This is a genomic window from Ligilactobacillus murinus DSM 20452 = NBRC 14221, from assembly GCF_001591685.1.
Classification (GTDB): domain Bacteria; phylum Bacillota; class Bacilli; order Lactobacillales; family Lactobacillaceae; genus Ligilactobacillus; species Ligilactobacillus murinus.
Window position 1 is genome coordinate 25185 of sequence record NZ_BCVJ01000011.1, and the last position, 17657, is coordinate 42841.

Genomic DNA, 17657 nt, shown 5'->3' on the forward strand with positions numbered 1-17657 from the left:
CGTTATCGACGATCAAGAGAGGGTCAACTGACCTTGAAATTGGGTGGAACCGCGTTAAAGACGCCCCTAGTGTTCAATGGAGCACTAGGGGCGTCTTTTATGTCTTGGCAAAAAACAAGGAGGATCATAATAATGTCAGAGATCAATGTTAAGTTTCCAGATGGTGCTGTAAAACAATTTGCAGCTGGAACAACAACACAAGATATCGCAAAATCTATCAGCATCAGCTTAGCTAAGAAGTCTGTTGCAGGTGAATTTAACGGTAAATTAGTGGATTACAACGAACCTTTAAACGAAGATGGTGAGATCAAGATCATCACGAAAGATTCTGATGAAGGAATGAACGTGTTATGGCAAACAGCTGCTAATGTTTTAGCTAGTGCTTTGCATAGCCTTTATCCAGAAATGAAGTTTGGTCAAGGTGAGGCCTTAGAACATGGCTTCTTCTTTGATACAGATAATGCAGCTGGTCAAGTGGCTGAAGCTGATTTTGAAAAGATCGAACAAAAGATGCAAGAAATCATCAAGCAAAACTTACCGATCGAACGTGTTGAATATACAGAAGAAGAAGCTTTGCAATTAGTTGATGGTGATCAATACCAAACGGAATTAGTCAAAGAGATCGCTGCTGATAACGCTGGTAAAGTCGTAGCTCATAAATTGGGTGATTTCAATGACTTCTCATTTGGACCACAATTGGCTTCAACTGGTGCGATCAAAGTGTTCCAATTACTTTCAGTGGCTGGGGCTTACTGGAAAGGTGCTTCAAGCAACCCAATGTTACAACGTATCTATGGGACAGCTTTTTACAAGCAAAAAGACCTTGATGCTGAATTACAACGTCGAAAAGAAGCACGTGAACGTGACCACCGTGTGATCGGTAACAATTTAGATCTTTTCTTTGTTGATCCTAAAGTCGGTGCCGGTCTACCATACTGGATGCCAAATGGGGCTACGATCCGTCGTACGATCGAACGTTATATCATCGATAAAGAAGTTGCTCGTGGCTATGAACATGTTTACACACCAATTTTAGCTAACGTTGATCTTTACAAGCAATCAGGTCACTGGGATCACTACCGCGAAGACATGTTCCCACCAATGGACATGGGTGATGGCGAATTACTTGAATTGCGTCCGATGAACTGCCCATCTCACATTCAAGTTTACAACCACCATATTCGTTCATACCGTGATCTTCCATTACGTATCGCTGAACTAGGGATGATGCACCGTTATGAAAAATCAGGTGCTTTGACAGGTCTTTCGCGGGTACGTGAAATGACATTAAATGATGGTCATACTTTCGTAGCTCCAGATCAGATCGAAGAAGAATTCAAGCGGACACTTCAATTGATGGTCGATGTTTACCATGACTTTGACATCAAGGACTACCGTTTCCGTTTGAGCTACCGTGATCCTGAAAACACACATAAGTACTACGACGATGATGAAATGTGGGAAAAATCTCAACGGATGTTAAAAGCAGCCATGGATGATCTTGGCTTGGATTACTTTGAAGCTGAAGGTGAAGCTGCTTTCTACGGTCCTAAATTAGACGTTCAAACTAAGACGGCTCTTGGTGGAGAAGAAACACTTTCCACGATCCAATTGGACTTCTTGTTACCTGAACGTTTCGATCTCAAATATACTGGGGCTGATGGTGAAGAACACCGTCCAGTTATGATCCACCGTGGTATCGTATCAACGATGGAACGTTTCACAGCTTACTTGACAGAAATGTACAAGGGGGCTTTCCCAACATGGTTAGCTCCAAAGCAAGTTGAGATCATTCCAGTTAAGAATGAGCTTCACATGGATTATGCACGTCAATTGAGCTCAAAATTGGGAGCACATCAGATCCGTGTAAGTATCGATGATCGTAACGAAAAGATGGGTTACAAGATCCGTCAAGCTCAAGTGATGAAGACACCATATACTTTAGTTGTTGGTGACCAAGAAGTAGCTGATGGCACTGTGACTGTTCGTAAATACGGTAGTGAAAAGACTGAAACAATGACTCAAGATGAATTCAGAAACCTTATCTTGCATGACATTGAAACTTACAGCCGTAAAGAAGACTAAAAATTAGTTTTGAATAAAAAGTGCTTGCTCTTGATGAGATCTCACCAAGGCAGGCGCTTTTTATTATTCAAAGTTTGCATATTTTTGAAAAAAATTCAGAAAAAATTAAAAAACTAGTTGACATCATTATATTTAGTGGTTAATATTAGAAACAACATAAAAATAACGTGAGCGATGATGAGATGAGTAACCTAAGCTTGGGCCGATCACAGAGAGTCTATGGTGTGCTGAGAGTAGATAGTGCAAAACTAGGTGAAGATGGTCTTTGAGCATGATGACAGGGTGAGCAAATGTAAGCCATGTCTGGGTCGAGCCCATTACAGCTCGCGGGTCTACTGCATTTTGCGGTGTACTTAGTGAGGTCATTATTGTGAGATGATGACGAAGATGGGTGGTAACACGTGTAAACGTCCCTGTAGCATAGTAGCTATGGGGGCGTTTTTTTATGTGAAAGAAGGAGATGATCAAAATGATAGAATTAGAAAATGTTTCTGTTGTATTTGGTAATGATGAGAAAAAAGTCGAAGCAGTCAAACATGTCAACTTAAAGATCGCTAAAGGAACTATTTTTGGGATCGTTGGTTATTCGGGTGCTGGGAAAAGTACACTGGTCCGTGTTATCAATCGGTTGCAACGACCAACGACGGGAATTGTGAGAATTGAAGATTGTGTATTAAACGAATTGAATGAAAAAGAGTTGCGTCAAAAAAGAAAAGAGATCGGGATGATCTTTCAGCACTTTAATTTGTTAGAGACGCGTACGATCGGCGAAAATGTTTCATTTCCGCTTAAATATAATAATATTTCTAAAGAAAAGCAACGAGCTAAAGTGGCAGAATTACTCAAATTAGTGGGATTAGAAGATAAAGTCGATGCTTATCCCAGCCAATTGTCGGGTGGACAAAAGCAACGGGTCGCGATCGCTAGAGCTTTAGCGTCGGAACCTAAGATACTACTCTGTGATGAAGCGACAAGTGCTTTAGATCCTAAAACAACTAAACAGATCCTGGAGCTATTACAGCATTTGAATAGAGAATTGAAGCTAACGATCGTATTGATCACGCATGAAATGCAGGTCGTAAAAGAGATCTGTCATCAAGCAGCGGTGATGTCTAAGGGTGAGATCGTTGAGAAAGGCACGGTACTACAACTTTTTAGTAAACCACAAAAGAAATTGACCGCAGAATTCATTAAAACAGCCTTTCAACAAGAGGAAATCATTTCCAAGTTACTGCAACACACCGATCTTAAAGCAGATGAGACACTGGTAGAATTGGCCTATACGGGAGATATCACTAATGAGCCGTTACTCATCGAGCTATATGAAAAATTTCGGATCATCGCTAATGTTTTATACGGTAATATCGAGTATTTGCAAGAGACCCCGATGGGAAAACTGATCGTCAGTTTTAAGGGAAGCGAAGCAAATAAAACGAAGAGTCTTGCGTATTTAAAAAGTAGGGGATTAAAAGTTAGGTCGCTAGAAATAACAACACTTGGTGTGTAGTTACAAATCGAAAAATAAAGAGGTGACAGATAATGCAAACGATTTTTGAAAAATATTTGCCTAATGTAGCAAATGATCCACAGGTCTTTTTTGAAGCCACTTGGCAGACGATCTACATGACATTTTGGACAGCCTTGATCGGAGGAGCATTGGGGTTAGTCTTAGGCGTGATCTTAGTTGTCAGTCGACCGGGCGGACTTTATGAAAATAAGCTGATATTTTGGCTGTTAGATAAAGTGATCAACTTAGTCCGCTCAGTTCCATTTATCATTTTACTAGCTCTTTTAGCCGTTGTGACACAATTTATCGTCAAAACAACGATCGGGGCGAAAGCGGCTTTAGTCCCACTGATAGCCACGGTGATCCCCTTTTTTGCTCGTCAAGTCGAGACCGCATTATTAGAGGTCGATCCAGGCCTGATCGAAGCGGCCCAAGCGATGGGGCTCAGTCGCTTAGGGATCATTTGGCGAGTATACATACGAGAAGGACTCAGCAGTTTGATCCGCGTATCTGCCTTAACAATGATCAGCATCATCGGTTTGACGGCGATGGCGGGAGCTGTTGGGGCTGGTGGTTTAGGCGATCTGGCCATCTCACAGGGATATAATCGCTTTGAAAATGATGTGACGGTGGTCGCCACGGCCTTGATACTAGTCTTAGTCTTTTTAAGTCAGTATATCAGTAATTTATTGATCAAAAAAATTTCACATTAATTGGAGGAACCTATCATGAAAAAAGTATTCAAGTATTTACTAGTTGCGAGTTTTATTTTAGCTAGCTTTATTTTTGCCACAACTAAAGCCCAAGCAGCTGAAGATAAAACGGTCAAATTGGGTGTAGTTGGTGCTGATACCGATGTTTGGGACAGTGTAAAAAAACGACTAAAAAAAGAAGGGATCAATATCAAATATGTTAAGTTTTCAGACTATAACCAACCAAATAAAGCCTTAGCCACGGGAGATGTAGATCTTAATTCATTTCAAACACAAATTTTCTTAGATAACTACAATAAGGAACGTAAAACCGACCTAGTAAGCATCGGCAATACAGTGATAGCGCCACTAGGGATCTATTCTGAGAAAGTAAAGAACGTCAAGTCTTTAAAAAATAAGTCCGTGATAGCCATTCCAAATGACCCGACAAATGGTGGGCGGGCTTTGAAACTTTTAGAATCTGCCGGTTTGATCAAATTAAAAAAGAAAAGTGGCGATACACCGACAAAAAGCGATATCACCAGTAATAAAAAGCATTTAAACATTAAGCAATTAGATGCTTCACAGACAGCTCGTTCATTGCGCTCAGTCGATGCAGCGATCATCAATAATGGGGTAGCGGTTGATGCCGGGTTGACGCCTAAAAAAGATGCGATTTATTTAGAGCCACTTGATAAAAAATCACGACCTTATGTAAATGTGATCGCGACCCGAAAAGAAGATAATAACAATAAGACTTACAAAAAGATCGTAAAAGCCTATCAAACAGAAGAGACTAAAAAAGTGATCGCTAAAACTTCTAAGGGTGGAAGTGTGGCAGCGTGGGAAAAATTTGGGACTAAATAAGTGAGGGGATTTTATGGAAATTGAAGAATACGCATTGAAACATCTAGCAGATCATTTTGATTATCTCAGAATAAAAACGATCGCAGCTCAAGATAGCGGAATAAAGCAGACCAGTGACTGGTTAGTCGATACTTTTAAAGCGCTCGGGGCGACTAAAACAAAAACTTGGACAGAGCATGGCGGAAATCCCGTGATCTTTGCTGAATTTGACGCTGGAAAAGAAAAGACAGTTCTTTTTTACAATCACTATGATACTCAACCAGCCGAACCGTTAGAGCGTTGGACTAGTGATCCATTTGAGCCAGTTATCCGTGAAGACAAGCTTTTTGCACGTGGTGTTTCTGATGACAAAGGTGAACTAATAGCCAGATTGATCGTAGTCAAGTACTTCTTACAAAAAGGTGAACTGCCAGTCAACGTTAAGTTTATCGTAGAAGGTGAAGAAGAGATCGGCAGTGCGCATCTAGCAAAATGTGTTGCCACCCATCAAAAAGAACTTACAGCTGATGTCTGTTTTTGGGAAGGAGGCGGAAAAAATGAAGCTGAGAAGTATCAGATCGTAGGTGGGGTACGCGGGATCGTTGCCTTAGAGATCGAAGTTGAGACTGCAGACTATGATCTACATTCGTCGTTGGCAAGCTATGCTGAAAGTGCTGCTTGGCGGTTGGTGCAAGGCTTGGCAAGTCTACGTGATACGAAAGGAAATATTTTGGTCGCTGATCTTAAGACTGATGCCGATGAATTAACTAAGACAGAGAAAAAAGCCATTGTAAAAAGTCCTTTTGATAAATGCGCAGTTAAAAAAGCAAGTGGACTTAAGCGACCTTTTCTAACTAAAGATCCCAAAAAAGAATTGGTCAATGGAATCACCTTAACGATCAATGGAATCACGACTGGTTATCAAGAAGTAGGGGTAAAGACTGTTTTGCCGCGTTATGCAGTCGCAAAGCTCGATTGTCGTTTAACACCTAGTCAAGATCCAAGACGAGTAGCTAAGGTGATCGCCCAGCAATTGCGAAAAAATGGTTTTGAAGATCTAAAGGTCAAATATATCGTTGGTCAGAAAGGTTTTAGAACAGATATAACTTCACCTTTTGTAAGTAAAGCATATCAAGTCGCAAAGAGACGATATGGTGAAGATAATGTATGTTACTTACCCAATGCTTCTGGAGCAGGTCCGGCTTATGTCTTTGGGGATGATTTAGGGATCCCCGTGATAAGTGGTGGGATCGGCTATGCGCAGAGCAATGAGCATGGGGCTGATGAAAATATCCGGTTAGTTGATTTTGAGCAATTTACCGGTTATCTTAAAGAGTTGCTAGAAGAAATTGGAAAATAATAAAAAGCAAGTCGTTTTGGCTTGCTTTTTAAGTGGTTATTACTTATTATTTTTCCACTCAAACTTGGTCAAGGAATCATTTTTATTGCTTCCGACTTCGTGTTTGTTTTCATAAAACTCTAGGTCAAAGTCCTTCTTATTATAGCGGTGTAGAAAGGACTGACTGAGTTTGGCGATCTTTTTTGCGATCTCATTTTTTTCCTTGGCAGGTGTATTGTTGAAGCCATTGACAGCAGTAACTTTGACCTCGTCGTCACCATTAAACGTGACTTTAGCGATCATTGTACTCCAAGCAAATTCGGTCTGACCTACTTTAGCATACTCATAGGCTTGTTTAAAATATTTGGCAAAGTCTGAATTGATATTTTTTTTCAACGTTTTAGGTGAAACTTTTTTAGCGACACTATCTTTAGTACTGATCAAGGTATGATCGTTGACGTTTTCTAAAGTCTCTTTGTCAAAGATCAAAGTCAAGGTCTGTTTATCTTTGATCTGGTAAGTCCAAACGCTGTCTTCATATTTGTTGTGGGCAGGCTCTCCCAAAATATCGACGACTTGACGTTTATTCATGCCAAGTTTGATCTCTTTGAAGTTCTTAGTGGATACTGTATTAGCTTGGATGTTTTGGGTCGTTGCTTGATAAGTAAAAGTTCCTGCAAGTCCCAAGCTCAAACATGCAAGACCAAGTACTGATACATATTTAAATTTCATTAAAAAAACCTCCGTCTTTATCTTAGTCCTCTAAGTGATAAGTAGCAAAGATTTTAACTTATGATCGTGCTGCACTATAAGTGTATTTATATAGCTTAGTGAAAAAATATTACCAAATATGTAGCTTAGTAATACCAATTTTGAAATATTTAAATATGAGATCAAAAAAGTGATATCATATGTGCTATCCATAAAATAGTATGGATAAATAAAGTGATATTGGGAGGTCATATTTATGAATTTTACGTATTCTGATGGAACTAAAGTTGGTGAGCATGAAAAACATTTGACTAAGGTTGGAACGTTATTTCTTAATGCTCCATACACAGTCACCTTTGTTTCAAAAAACAATACTGTATCATTTGTAGACTATGCAACAAATAAAACTTTTTGGCTAGATTCTGGAACTGTATTGAATTCATGTGGCTTATTGAAAACTGGAGTGGCACAGGTAGAGATCAGGAGCTTTCGCCGTAAAATCTCGGCCTAAGACATTTTCTTCATAGTTTGAATAACCCGACTTAGTACAACCTTTGCGTTTTCTTCTGATCGATGAAGTTATGCCTAATTTGCGCATTAAACGTTTGATCCGCTTTAGATTATAATATTTACCATATTTTCGTTCGATCAATATTTTAATACGTCTAGATCCATATATGCCCTTTAAAGCGTGAAATTCCTTTTTGATTATCTCACTTAGCCATTCATTTTCTAAGCATCGATTTGATTTAGGCGCACTTAAGTAGCGATAATAGCCAGAACGAGAGACTTTTAACATTTTACATAGTGATCTGACATTTAGTTTAGGATCATCATCTAAGGCTTCCTTGATAGCTTTAAAACGAATCTTTTTAGGTACTTGAATTATCTCCTCCTTTCGATCTCGTCCAATTTTTTTAAGATGACATTCTCAGTTTCTAAATATTCGTTTCGTTCTTTTAGGCGTAAGATTTCGAGTTTAAGGCGTTCAGTTTCGGATAAAGTTTCGAATTCACGATCTTTAACGGTCTTTCCACGCTTATCTTGAAGGGCAACTTCGCCATCTTTTTCGAACTTTCTGACCCAAGAATAGACTTGCGAGTATGAGATTTTATACTTATCGATCGCCTTTTGGTAGTCTTTATCATGAGCTAAAGCATATTGAACGATCTCCAAGCGTTCTTTAAAGGTAGTTTTACGGCCATGTTTCATGTTTGCATGTCCTCCAGTGGTTTTAAAGCTTTTACCACTAGTATACAATCTAATCCATTGGCGTAAAACTTCACGACTTGAAATGTTATATTTATCACAACATTTGCGTAAAGAATAACCATTTTCCAAATAGTCTAGGACAGCATTTAGTTTCAGATCAGCGGGATATCTTTTCCACGTTCGAGACTCTTTTAAGCCATCAATACCATTAGCCTTATATTTTCGTATCCAGTTCGCTAAAGTATTTTCATCGATACCATATTCTTTACTAATAGTTATTCTGGAATATAGCCCACTAAGATACTTAGTAACAGCATCATACCGCTCTTCAATAGTGTGTTTAGTAGTTCTTTTAGACATAAAAATCCCTCTAGAATAGAATCACAGAATTTTATTATTTCTGTGTCTACTCTAAGGGGATCATATCAAGGTATATCTGTCTATTTTAATTTAGATATTTTTTTGCATCTTGCAAAACTTCGGCTAAGGTGATCGTTTTTAATTCGTTTTCCATAGCTTGTTGGATGCGTAATAATTTATCGTCTAAGATATGGTGGATGTTACGCCCAACGGGACAATTAGGGTTAGGATCAGCATGAAAACCAAAGAGCGTGCCATCTTTAATGCTATCGACAGCCTGATAGACATCAAATAAGCTGAGTTGCTCGTAGTCTTTGATGATCGAAGCGCCACCTTGACCGCGTTTGACTGCGATCAGGCCAGCCTTTTTTAATTGAGATAAGATGTTTCTGATGATCACCGGATTGACTTGGACGCTATCAGCTAAGATCTCACTGGTCACTTTTTCTTCTGCTGGAGCAGTAGCGATATAAGTTAAAATGTGCATAGCGATCGTGAAACGGCTTGAGATCTGCATGAATATCACCTCTTTAAATATAACTTCAATATAGTCAACTATACTTTGCGTGAGTTGTGATGTCAATGGTTACAACATTGAGGTCAATAATTATGTTATAATAAGATTAGATATGGATGCGCTATCACAATAAGGAGGGAACTATGAAAGCTGACAAGGAGATATTGTATAACGTGATCGGTTATATCATTTGTGATCTGTTTTTGTTTTGGTATTTACCTAATGATACTTGGCTTGAGATCGGAATAAACATAGTTATAATGATCGTTGTGATGTTTGGTGTATACATGATTTTAGATGTTATTTTGAAACGTCTGCGAGTTAGGAAAAATTAAGCTAGTGGGGCGCTTGTCAGAAGTGCCTTTTTTGATTGACAACGAAAAATATATTAAATATACTTTAGAAAAAAATGAAGTGATTTTCTAAAGGAAGTGAGCAATATGAAAGAAAATTTACGTGAATTTGCGTTAAAACATTTACCGGACTATTTTGAGCTGTTGCGTTTGCGTTCGATCTCAGCCCAGCAAAGAGAGATCCCCGAGACGGCAGCGTATCTGGTGAAAGTTTTTAATGAGTTAGGGGCAGCTCGGGTGGAAAAATTAGGGAGTCCGGAACATGCGCCAGCTATCTTTGCTGAATTTACTGGCAATGATCCGACTAAAACGATCTTGTTTTATCAGCACTATGATGTTCAGCCACCAGAACCCTTGGAGAAATGGGAAAGTGATCCTTTTGAACCGACGATCAGGGAGGAAAAACTTTATGCCAGAGGAGCTTCCGATAATAAAGGCGAGCTGATCTCACGCTTAGTCTTAGTTAAATATTTTCAGGCAAATGGTGGTTTGCCAGTCAACGTGAAATTTTTTGTTGAAGGTGAAGAAGAGATCGGCAGTTTACATGTCGAACAGATCGTTAAGGAAAACAAAGCCAAACTAGCCGCAGATGCTTGTATCTGGGAAGGTGGTGGCAAAAACTACGTCGACAATTATCAGATCGTCGGTGGTATGCGGGGGATCACGGTCTTTGATGTCGAAACGACAACAGCTGATATCGATCTGCATTCATCGTTAGCTTCATATGCAGAAAATGCTGCTTGGCGTTTAGTTCGTGGCTTAGCTACTTTACGTGATGATACCGGCAAAGTTTTAGTTGAAGGTTTTTATGATGATGTCCAACCGTTGAGCAAGGCGGAAGAAGAAGCCGTTTTTGCCTATGATTTTGACTTAGATGTGGCGATCAGTCGGGCTGGTTTGAGACGGACCCTCAAAGCCGAGCATAAATTAGCGTTAGTCAATGAACCAACGATGACGATCAATGGTTTGACTGCTGGTTATCAAGGTAAAGGTGTCAAAACGGTGATCCCGCATATGGCTTCGGCGAAATTGGATTGTCGGTTAACGCCTTCACAAGATCCAAAAAAGATCGCACAGTTGATCCAAGAACATTTAGATAAAAATGGCTTTGAAGATCTGAAAGTCAGGTATCGTCTAGGTGAAAATGGGCATCGTTCACCGATGAGTGATCCCTTTATCCAATTAGTCCTTGCTAAGGCCAAAGAATACTACGGTAAACAAACTAAATATCTACCTAATTCAGCTGGTGGTGGTCCTGCTGAGGCCTTTAGTAATGAACTGGACCTACCGATCGTGATCTTAGGGGTCTCTTATGCCGGAAGCCAGGTGCACAGCCCCAATGAGCATATTCGACTCCAGGATTTTGGGGATGGAACTCAGCTTTTAGGTGATATTTTGGTGGAATTTGGTAAAAATTAAATTTTTTTGAACTAAGTGGTTATTTGCGACGAAATGAGGATTTTGTCGCTTTTTTGAGTGTTTTTATCTGTATTTTTACTGTAAGAGAACTATAATGGAGGTGAAATTTGATAGATAGGGTGATATGTTATGTTAAAGAATAAAGCAGTAATGATCGGTGCTGGTATCGCTAATATGGCTGCCGCCGTTTATTTGATCCAAGAAGGTCATTGGCGTGGCGAAGACATCACTTTTTATGCCCTTGATCTACATGGAGCAAATGATGGTGCTGCCGCTTCAGTTGCAGCTGAACAGTATTGGAACAAGAACCATCCAATGGAAAACACCAAGGGCTACGTTGCACGTGGTGGGCGGATGTTGAATTATCGGACTTATGTTGATCTGATGGATCTATTAGATCGGATCCCTTCAGTAACTGAGCCAGGTATGACAGCGGCTGAAGATACGCGTGATTTTGATAGCAAACACCGGACATTTGATAAAGCACGGCTGATGCAAGGTGGTAAAGGGATCATTGATGGTCACAAACTAGGACTGAATAATTTAGACCGCATGCTATTGACCCGCTTGATCATGTTACCTGATGATAAGGAAGAAGAATTGGACAATGTTTCGATCGCTGAATACTTTAAAGATGATCCACATATGTTCCAAACGAATTTCTGGTACATGTGGGAGACGACATTTGCCTTTCGCGTTGAATCATCAGCGCAAGAATTACGGCGCTATATGCACCAAATGATCTATGAATTTACTCAGATCGAACACTTAGTTGGCGTCAATCGGACACGCTATAATCAATTTGAAAGTATTATGTTACCTTTGATCAAATACCTCGAAGGTCAAGGATGCAAGTTTGTGATGAATAGTCGGGTCGAAGCTTTTGATTTCAAAGAGACGTCGATGCAAGATGAGATCACCGTTACTGGTTTAGAGATCTTAGATACTGCGACAAACGAAAAGAAGCATGTTGCGATCGCTTCTGATACCGCCGTCTTCTTTACGAATGGTTCGATCACAGACTCGGCTAGCCTGGGTGACTTCAATACACCTGCACCGGAAAATATGGACTATGGGGCTGCTTCCTCACTGTGGAAGCAAGCGACTGAGCATTTCTATAATTTGGGTAATCCAGATAAATTCTTTGCTGATCGGAACGCTTCAGAATGGGTCAGCTTTACTTTGACGACCAAAGATCATCTGTTGTTAAATGAGATCACACGGATCACGACCCAATTACCAGGGAATGCGCTCAATTCATTTCTATCAACAGAGCCGATCACACCACTAGGCCATGAAGATGTCAATATGTCGATCGTTGTTCACCATCAACCGCACTTTACGACGCAAAAACCAAATGAGACCGTCTTATGGGGTTATTTCCTTTACCCAAGACGGCGGGGTGAATTTGTTGATAAGCAATACATTAAGATGACTGGTAAAGAGATGTTACAAGAATTGATCGGGCAACTTTCTAAAGTCGATCCCGGACCGGTCAATATCAAAGAAAAAGAAGCAGCGATCATGGATAGCGTGATCAATTGTATCCCAGTTTATATGCCATATGCTTCTGCTTTGTTCAATAACCGGGCTAAGAGCGATCGCCCAGAAGTCATCCCAGAACATTCGACGAACTTAGCCTTTACCGGTGAATTTGTGGAACAACCATATCAGATGGTCTTTACCGAACAAAGTGCTGTTCGTTCTGGTGAGATCGCTGCTTTCCACTTTGCCGGTGTGCCGATGAGCAAATTGGTCAAGACACCACGCTATGACAAAGATCCCCGGGTCTTGATGCGAGCTGCTAAGCGAATGTTTGAATAGTATGTGTCCAAGTTTAGCCTCTCGTAAATAATAAGAGGGTGTCCGTCAACTGATAGGGATGACCCATACAACACTTCCTGCAGAAATGTGGGGAGTGTTTTTTTACGCATAGTATGCATAGAATTTCAACCATTGCAAATATGAGTAGAACAGACCAAAAAGCTCTTTTCGACAGTTGTTCGCTATTTTTTAGTACGGATATTATACCAAAAGCGCATCATTACACTCACCTAGATCGGTCCCTAAAGAACAAGATATTTAGATAAATTAGTACAATGTAATAAAATAAAAAATATATTACTTAAATAATTTTAAAGTAGTAGCCGAGATGCTTACGACTTTTTGGGTAAGGCTATTTGCTAGTAATCTAAAAAAGAAAATGGTTACAATATGATTGATCTAGACCAATAAGAGGTGTATTTTTGAGATCGAGAAAAGAAGAAATATTAGAGATATTAACTAAAAACCATAATAAATTCACTGCAAAAGAATTAGCAGATAAATTACAGATCGATCGGGCTAATGTTAGTCGTTATCTCAATGAGTTGACCAAATTAGGGGCTGATGGGATCAGATTAGACGAAGGCTTTGATGGCAGTAAAGAAGCCATGTTGAGTTATAACCCCGAAGGTCTGCGATCGAGCTGAATATGAGCAACAATGTAGTATATTTGGAAAATATCTTGTCATATGAAGCTAATGAACCCTTTATTTATGGGTGTCATAACTTCTATCTGCAAGAAGGTTCAGCCTTGCCGTATGATTTCTTTGTCAGTTGCAGTCAACGTTTCAAGCGCCATGGCATCAAAACAGCAGCTTTTGTAACAAGTCAAAGTGCTAAAGGTGGACCGTGGGATGTCAATGATGGCTTACCTACGCTTGAAATGCATCGGCATCCACCGCTTGAACTGCAGGCACGACATCTGTTTTCGACTGGGTTGATCGATACGGTGATCATTGGTAATGCCTATGCTTCAGATGAAGAACTAAGATCACTAGCAGCAATCGATCGCTATAAATTGAGTCTAGGGATCGAGTTTGTACCGCAAGTAACGAAGCTTGAAAAAAAGATCGTAGCCTACCCGAAGCACTTCCGGCGGGGCGATATTACAGCCAGTGCGATCCGTTCGACGATGGTGCGCGCAAAATACGCTGAGCAGACTAACCCAGCTCATGATAATACCAAGGAATTCCAAAGAGGCGATGTGGTGATCGGCAATGATGACTTTGGAAAGTATAAAAATGAGCTCCAGATCGTTTTAGAACCGTACAGTGATCCACGCAAGAGTTTAGTTGGCAAGATCCACCAGAAGAATTGATGCTGTTAGATTTTGTCAAACCGTGGACAAAGTTTAAATTTGTGCCTAGAAACTGAGCGTTTGAGGTGTAAGTGATCGATAAACTATGTGTGAAATAGCTGGGAAGTAATAAAAATCGCAGTTATCATAAGGTGTAGAAGTACTCAGTTCAATTCTTAGAATTTCTGATAAATTAATGTTATAGTAGATAATGTAGAAACATTCTAATTTATCTTGGGAGGAATTTTACATGAAGTATGGAGAAACAAAGAAAGTTTTGAACCAACTTGTTGCAGATCTGAGCCAAATGTCGATGATCATTCATCAAACACATTGGTATATGCGTGGCACCAACTTTTTGAAGTTACACCCCTTGATGGATGAATTCATGGATGAGATCAATGATCAACTCGATGTGATCTCGGAACGCTTGATCATTCTTGATGGAGCACCATATTCAACGCTTCGTGAAATGACTGAGCATACAGGGATCAAAGATGAACCTGGTAGCTATGACAAGACGATGGCAGAACATCTAGCTAAATTGCTAGAAGGTTATCGCTATCTTGAAGCATTATATCAAAAAGGCATCGAAGTCAGTGATCAAGAACAAGATCACAGCACACAAGATATCTTTATCGGATTTAAGACCGATATCGAAAAGAAAATCTGGATGGTAAGTGCTGAACTAGGTAACGCACCTGAGATCGATAAATAGTTAAGAGTCTAAACATCATGTTATCGCTTGATAGCATGATGTTTTTTGTATACAACTAACGCTTAACGAAATATTGCACAACGTATATCCACTTGCTATACTTACAGCTATAATAAGTGTAAGAAGAGGAGACGAATATGGAATTAAAAGTTATCGCACATGATTTTTCAGTTTGCAAAGTAAAAGATTATTCACAAGTTGACTTGAATAAGGAATACTGTTTTACGGGAAAAACAGACGAAGAAAACTCACTAGTTTGTTTGACTAAAGATGTACCTCCAAACGTCTTGGAACGTGATGATGCTTGGAAAGCTTTCCGGATCCAAGGTGTGTTAGATTTTTCACTGATCGGGATCTTGGCTAAGATCTCGACTTTGTTAGCAGAAAATAAAATCGGTATTTTTGCGATCTCAACTTACAATACGGATTACATCTTGACTAAGGCAAAAGACTATCAATCAGCATTAGATGTATTGGCTAAAGCAGGTTATCAGATCGTAGAATAAACAGTAAATGAGATGTGAGCTACACTGAGAAAGTGACCAAGCGTATGAGGGGATGAGCAGATGTCAGAAAGACAAACAAATAAAAAATTAGCTATCGATATGGTCACAGTTTTGACGCAACCACCAGTTCCACCGGCGTTGCATTATGTGAATCCGCGGACGATCATGGGAGAATTTGAATGGAATAAGCTGAAAAAACAATATCGTTTGTTAGCTGATCATCACTGCATGATCTGTCAACGATATGTCAGTCATACTGCTGGGGACTGGCTTGAACTCCACGAGCAATATGAATATGATTTTGTTAATTTGATCCAAACATTGACCGGATATGTCTCGATCTGTCATGAATGCCACATGTATATCCACACGGGATTTTTGGGTTTACAATTGCAGCAAGGTACTATCAGTTTAGAGAAATATCAGCAAGTGATCACTAAGGGAGATGCGTTGTTGCAAGCGTTTGGGTTGCAAAAGATAATGTATCCAAGTGAAGCATGCTTCTATGATCCTAAGTGGAAATTATCATTTGACGGAAAGCTGTATCAAAGTCACTGATGTATAGTGTATAATTAAAGTGTAAACGGTTACTGTTTTTGTGATCGCAAGGGGGTCTTGAACATGAAAGATAAAATGAATATTGCTATTGTAGTTGCTATTTTTGTTACGCAGTATTTTTATAGTTTGTTTATTGCCAAGTTGATGCCTTCTGCTGAAGTGAACTTAGTCGTTAATATTTTAGTTAGTTTGTTAGTGATTGCAAGTGTTGTTTTGGTATTCAAGGGATTGGAAAAATGGAAAATACGTGATACTGAATAAAAGAATTGGCACTTAAACTTCGGGATAGTTTATGAAGAAATATTTGGAGATTGTAGAAAAAGCTGTAGTTGCTCTGTTAATTGCTTTTATTTTTCTTGGTATAGCGTATCTTTTCGGAATCGATCTCAATGTAAATAGATATATTTGTATAGTGATAGGAACGATGTTTGGTTGGTCTTTAATTGGTATTATTCGAATAAAGCGTTCACGATAGAGCGATTGGCGCCTGAGTAGGGCGTCTTTTTGTCGTGTGGAATTAAAATCTTAAAGTGGGGTTAAGGGAGCTATAGTACTGTATCATCTAATTGATGGTATAGTGCTTTTTTTGTGTCTAATCAATTAAATAACCGTAGTAAACTAAAATTACTCTCCAACAACGTAAGCCATCCTCATGGTTATAAATTTATGGGGGAACAAAAAATGGAAAACAATAAAAATACAAAGCACGAGCTATTTCACGAATACTACGCACGTTGGATCAATATCTATAAGGAAGGTGCAATTCGACGTGTAACAATGCAAAAATACAAAATGACGCAGCAGTGGCTAGTTAAGTTGATTCCTAATTTAGAAGTATGCCAGTTGAATCGTACGACCTATCAGCAATTGTTAAACGATTATGCAAAATACCATGAACGCCAAACAACGATGGATTTTCATCATCAATTAAAAGCAGCGATCTTAGATGCAGTTGATGAAGGATGGATCAATCGTGACCCAACACGAAAAGCGATCATTAAGGGAAAAACACCACGTGAAAAGAAGCAAAAGTTTTTAAATCAATTTGAAGTTCATAAGCTTCTAAGTGATTTAGATCTAGGTCCAAAGATCAATTGGGACTGGATGATTTTACTGATCGCTAAAACGGGAATGCGTTTTTCAGAGGCATTAGCATTAACGCCAGCAGATTTTGATTTTTTACACCAAACTGTACGTGTAAATAAGACATGGGATTATAAAAACGACACTGGATTTATGCCAACTAAAAACTTTACATCTAACCGCAAGATTCAGATCGATTGGCAGACGGTCATTCAGTTCACAGAATTATTGAAGGGGTTGCCAGAAGATGAGCCGATTTTTGTAAAAGGTAAGGTTTGGAATTCGACACCTAATAAGCGTTTAGAGCGACATTGCAAAAATGTAGGTATTCCAGTGATCACGATCCATGGTTTGCGACATACCCATGCATCGTTGTTATTATTTGCCGGGGTGTCAATTGCCAGTGTGGCACGAAGATTGGGGCATGCAAGTATGACTACGACACAAAAAACATACTTGCATATTATTGCAGAATTAGAGAACAAAGACGTTGATTTGGTTATGCGCTCGCTATCTGGGCTAAGTAACTAATATTTTTCTACATGAGGATGGTTTACGTAGTTGGGGAGAATCCGCATGAAATAAGGGTTTATAGGGGATGCTGAGCAAGTTTTAGTTAGTATACCTACA

General features: G+C 39.4%; 18 protein-coding genes and 1 pseudogene. 15 read left to right on the top strand and 4 right to left on the bottom strand.

Annotated features, from left to right (window positions below; genetic code table 11):
• The first annotated feature begins 132 nt into the window (after nt 1-132).
• The 5 genes from thrS to LMU01S_RS03655 all read left to right on the top strand — a co-directional run bounded on the left by thrS (nt 133) and on the right by LMU01S_RS03655 (nt 6490).
• Nucleotides 133-2085 carry a threonine--tRNA ligase gene (thrS, locus tag LMU01S_RS03635; protein ID WP_056959196.1) on the top strand — a complete coding sequence of 651 codons (1953 nt, stop codon included), beginning with the start codon at nt 133-135 and terminating at the stop codon, nt 2083-2085.
• 469 nt (nt 2086-2554) lie between these two features.
• On the top strand, nt 2555-3592 hold the full coding sequence (locus LMU01S_RS03640) for a methionine ABC transporter ATP-binding protein (protein WP_056959197.1): 1038 nt from the start codon (nt 2555-2557) through the stop codon (nt 3590-3592).
• Nucleotides 3593-3624: 32 nt separating this feature from the next.
• On the top strand, nt 3625-4305 hold the full coding sequence (locus LMU01S_RS03645; protein WP_056959198.1) for a methionine ABC transporter permease: 681 nt from the start codon (nt 3625-3627) through the stop codon (nt 4303-4305).
• Between the two features lie 15 nt (nt 4306-4320).
• Entirely contained in the window at nt 4321-5151 is an 831-nt protein-coding gene (locus LMU01S_RS03650) for a MetQ/NlpA family ABC transporter substrate-binding protein (RefSeq protein ID WP_056959199.1), read from the top strand.
• A 13-nt stretch (nt 5152-5164) separates the two neighbouring features.
• Nucleotides 5165-6490, top strand: coding sequence for a M20/M25/M40 family metallo-hydrolase (locus LMU01S_RS03655; protein WP_056959200.1), 1326 nt, complete (start codon nt 5165-5167; stop codon nt 6488-6490).
• Nucleotides 6491-6529: 39 nt separating this feature from the next.
• Here the strand turns inward: LMU01S_RS03655 and LMU01S_RS03660 are convergent, their stop codons facing one another.
• Complete coding sequence (locus tag LMU01S_RS03660; protein WP_056959201.1) at nt 6530-7201, bottom strand: outer membrane protein assembly factor BamE; 672 nt, start codon at nt 7199-7201, stop codon at nt 6530-6532.
• 235 nt (nt 7202-7436) lie between these two features.
• Here LMU01S_RS03660 and LMU01S_RS10555 point away from each other — a divergent pair, with 235 nt between their 5' ends.
• Nucleotides 7437-7691: a hypothetical protein gene (locus LMU01S_RS10555; RefSeq protein WP_056959202.1), complete on the top strand. Its 255-nt coding sequence runs from the start codon at nt 7437-7439 to the stop codon at nt 7689-7691.
• Here LMU01S_RS10555 and LMU01S_RS10795 read toward each other — a convergent pair.
• The 3 genes from LMU01S_RS10795 to LMU01S_RS03675 all read right to left on the bottom strand — a co-directional run bounded on the left by LMU01S_RS10795 (nt 7629) and on the right by LMU01S_RS03675 (nt 9269).
• A complete protein-coding gene (locus tag LMU01S_RS10795) occupies nt 7629-7979 on the bottom strand; it encodes an IS3 family transposase (protein WP_082613073.1) in 351 nt (116 codons plus the stop codon). The two genes, LMU01S_RS10555 and LMU01S_RS10795, sit on opposite strands and share 63 nt — an antisense overlap.
• Before the next feature lie 86 nt (nt 7980-8065).
• A complete protein-coding gene (locus tag LMU01S_RS03670; protein ID WP_056959203.1) occupies nt 8066-8752 on the bottom strand; it encodes a helix-turn-helix domain-containing protein in 687 nt (228 codons plus the stop codon).
• Between the two features lie 85 nt (nt 8753-8837).
• Nucleotides 8838-9269 carry an Rrf2 family transcriptional regulator gene (locus LMU01S_RS03675; protein ID WP_056959204.1) on the bottom strand — a complete coding sequence of 144 codons (432 nt, stop codon included), beginning with the start codon at nt 9267-9269 and terminating at the stop codon, nt 8838-8840.
• Nucleotides 9270-9412: 143 nt separating this feature from the next.
• Between LMU01S_RS03675 and LMU01S_RS03680 the strand changes: the two genes are divergently transcribed.
• The 9 genes and pseudogenes from LMU01S_RS03680 (at nt 9413) to LMU01S_RS03725 (ending at nt 17558) form a co-directional block, all read left to right on the top strand.
• Entirely contained in the window at nt 9413-9604 is a 192-nt protein-coding gene (locus tag LMU01S_RS03680; RefSeq protein ID WP_056959205.1) for a DUF6007 family protein, read from the top strand.
• Nucleotides 9605-9709: 105 nt separating this feature from the next.
• Nucleotides 9710-11041, top strand: coding sequence for a M20/M25/M40 family metallo-hydrolase (locus LMU01S_RS03685; RefSeq protein WP_056959206.1), 1332 nt, complete (start codon nt 9710-9712; stop codon nt 11039-11041).
• Nucleotides 11042-11170: 129 nt separating this feature from the next.
• Nucleotides 11171-12865, top strand: coding sequence for an oleate hydratase (locus LMU01S_RS03690; RefSeq protein WP_056959207.1), 1695 nt, complete (start codon nt 11171-11173; stop codon nt 12863-12865).
• 491 nt (nt 12866-13356) lie between these two features.
• Nucleotides 13357-14239 (top strand): annotated as a pseudogene (locus tag LMU01S_RS03695) (DUF871 domain-containing protein); the annotation flags it as partial.
• A 173-nt stretch (nt 14240-14412) separates the two neighbouring features.
• Nucleotides 14413-14880 (top strand): Dps family protein, encoded by a 468-nt coding sequence (locus LMU01S_RS03700; RefSeq protein WP_056959208.1) that lies wholly within the window; start codon nt 14413-14415, stop codon nt 14878-14880.
• Nucleotides 14881-15017: 137 nt separating this feature from the next.
• Nucleotides 15018-15386: an ACT domain-containing protein gene (locus tag LMU01S_RS03705; RefSeq protein ID WP_056959209.1), complete on the top strand. Its 369-nt coding sequence runs from the start codon at nt 15018-15020 to the stop codon at nt 15384-15386.
• A 60-nt stretch (nt 15387-15446) separates the two neighbouring features.
• Entirely contained in the window at nt 15447-15944 is a 498-nt protein-coding gene (locus LMU01S_RS03710) for a hypothetical protein (protein WP_056959210.1), read from the top strand.
• Nucleotides 15945-16007: 63 nt separating this feature from the next.
• Complete coding sequence (locus tag LMU01S_RS03715) at nt 16008-16205, top strand: hypothetical protein (RefSeq protein WP_056959211.1); 198 nt, start codon at nt 16008-16010, stop codon at nt 16203-16205.
• A gap of 420 nt (nt 16206-16625) precedes the next feature.
• Nucleotides 16626-17558, top strand: coding sequence for a site-specific integrase (locus LMU01S_RS03725; protein WP_056959213.1), 933 nt, complete (start codon nt 16626-16628; stop codon nt 17556-17558).
• Nucleotides 17559-17657: the final 99 nt, after the last annotated feature.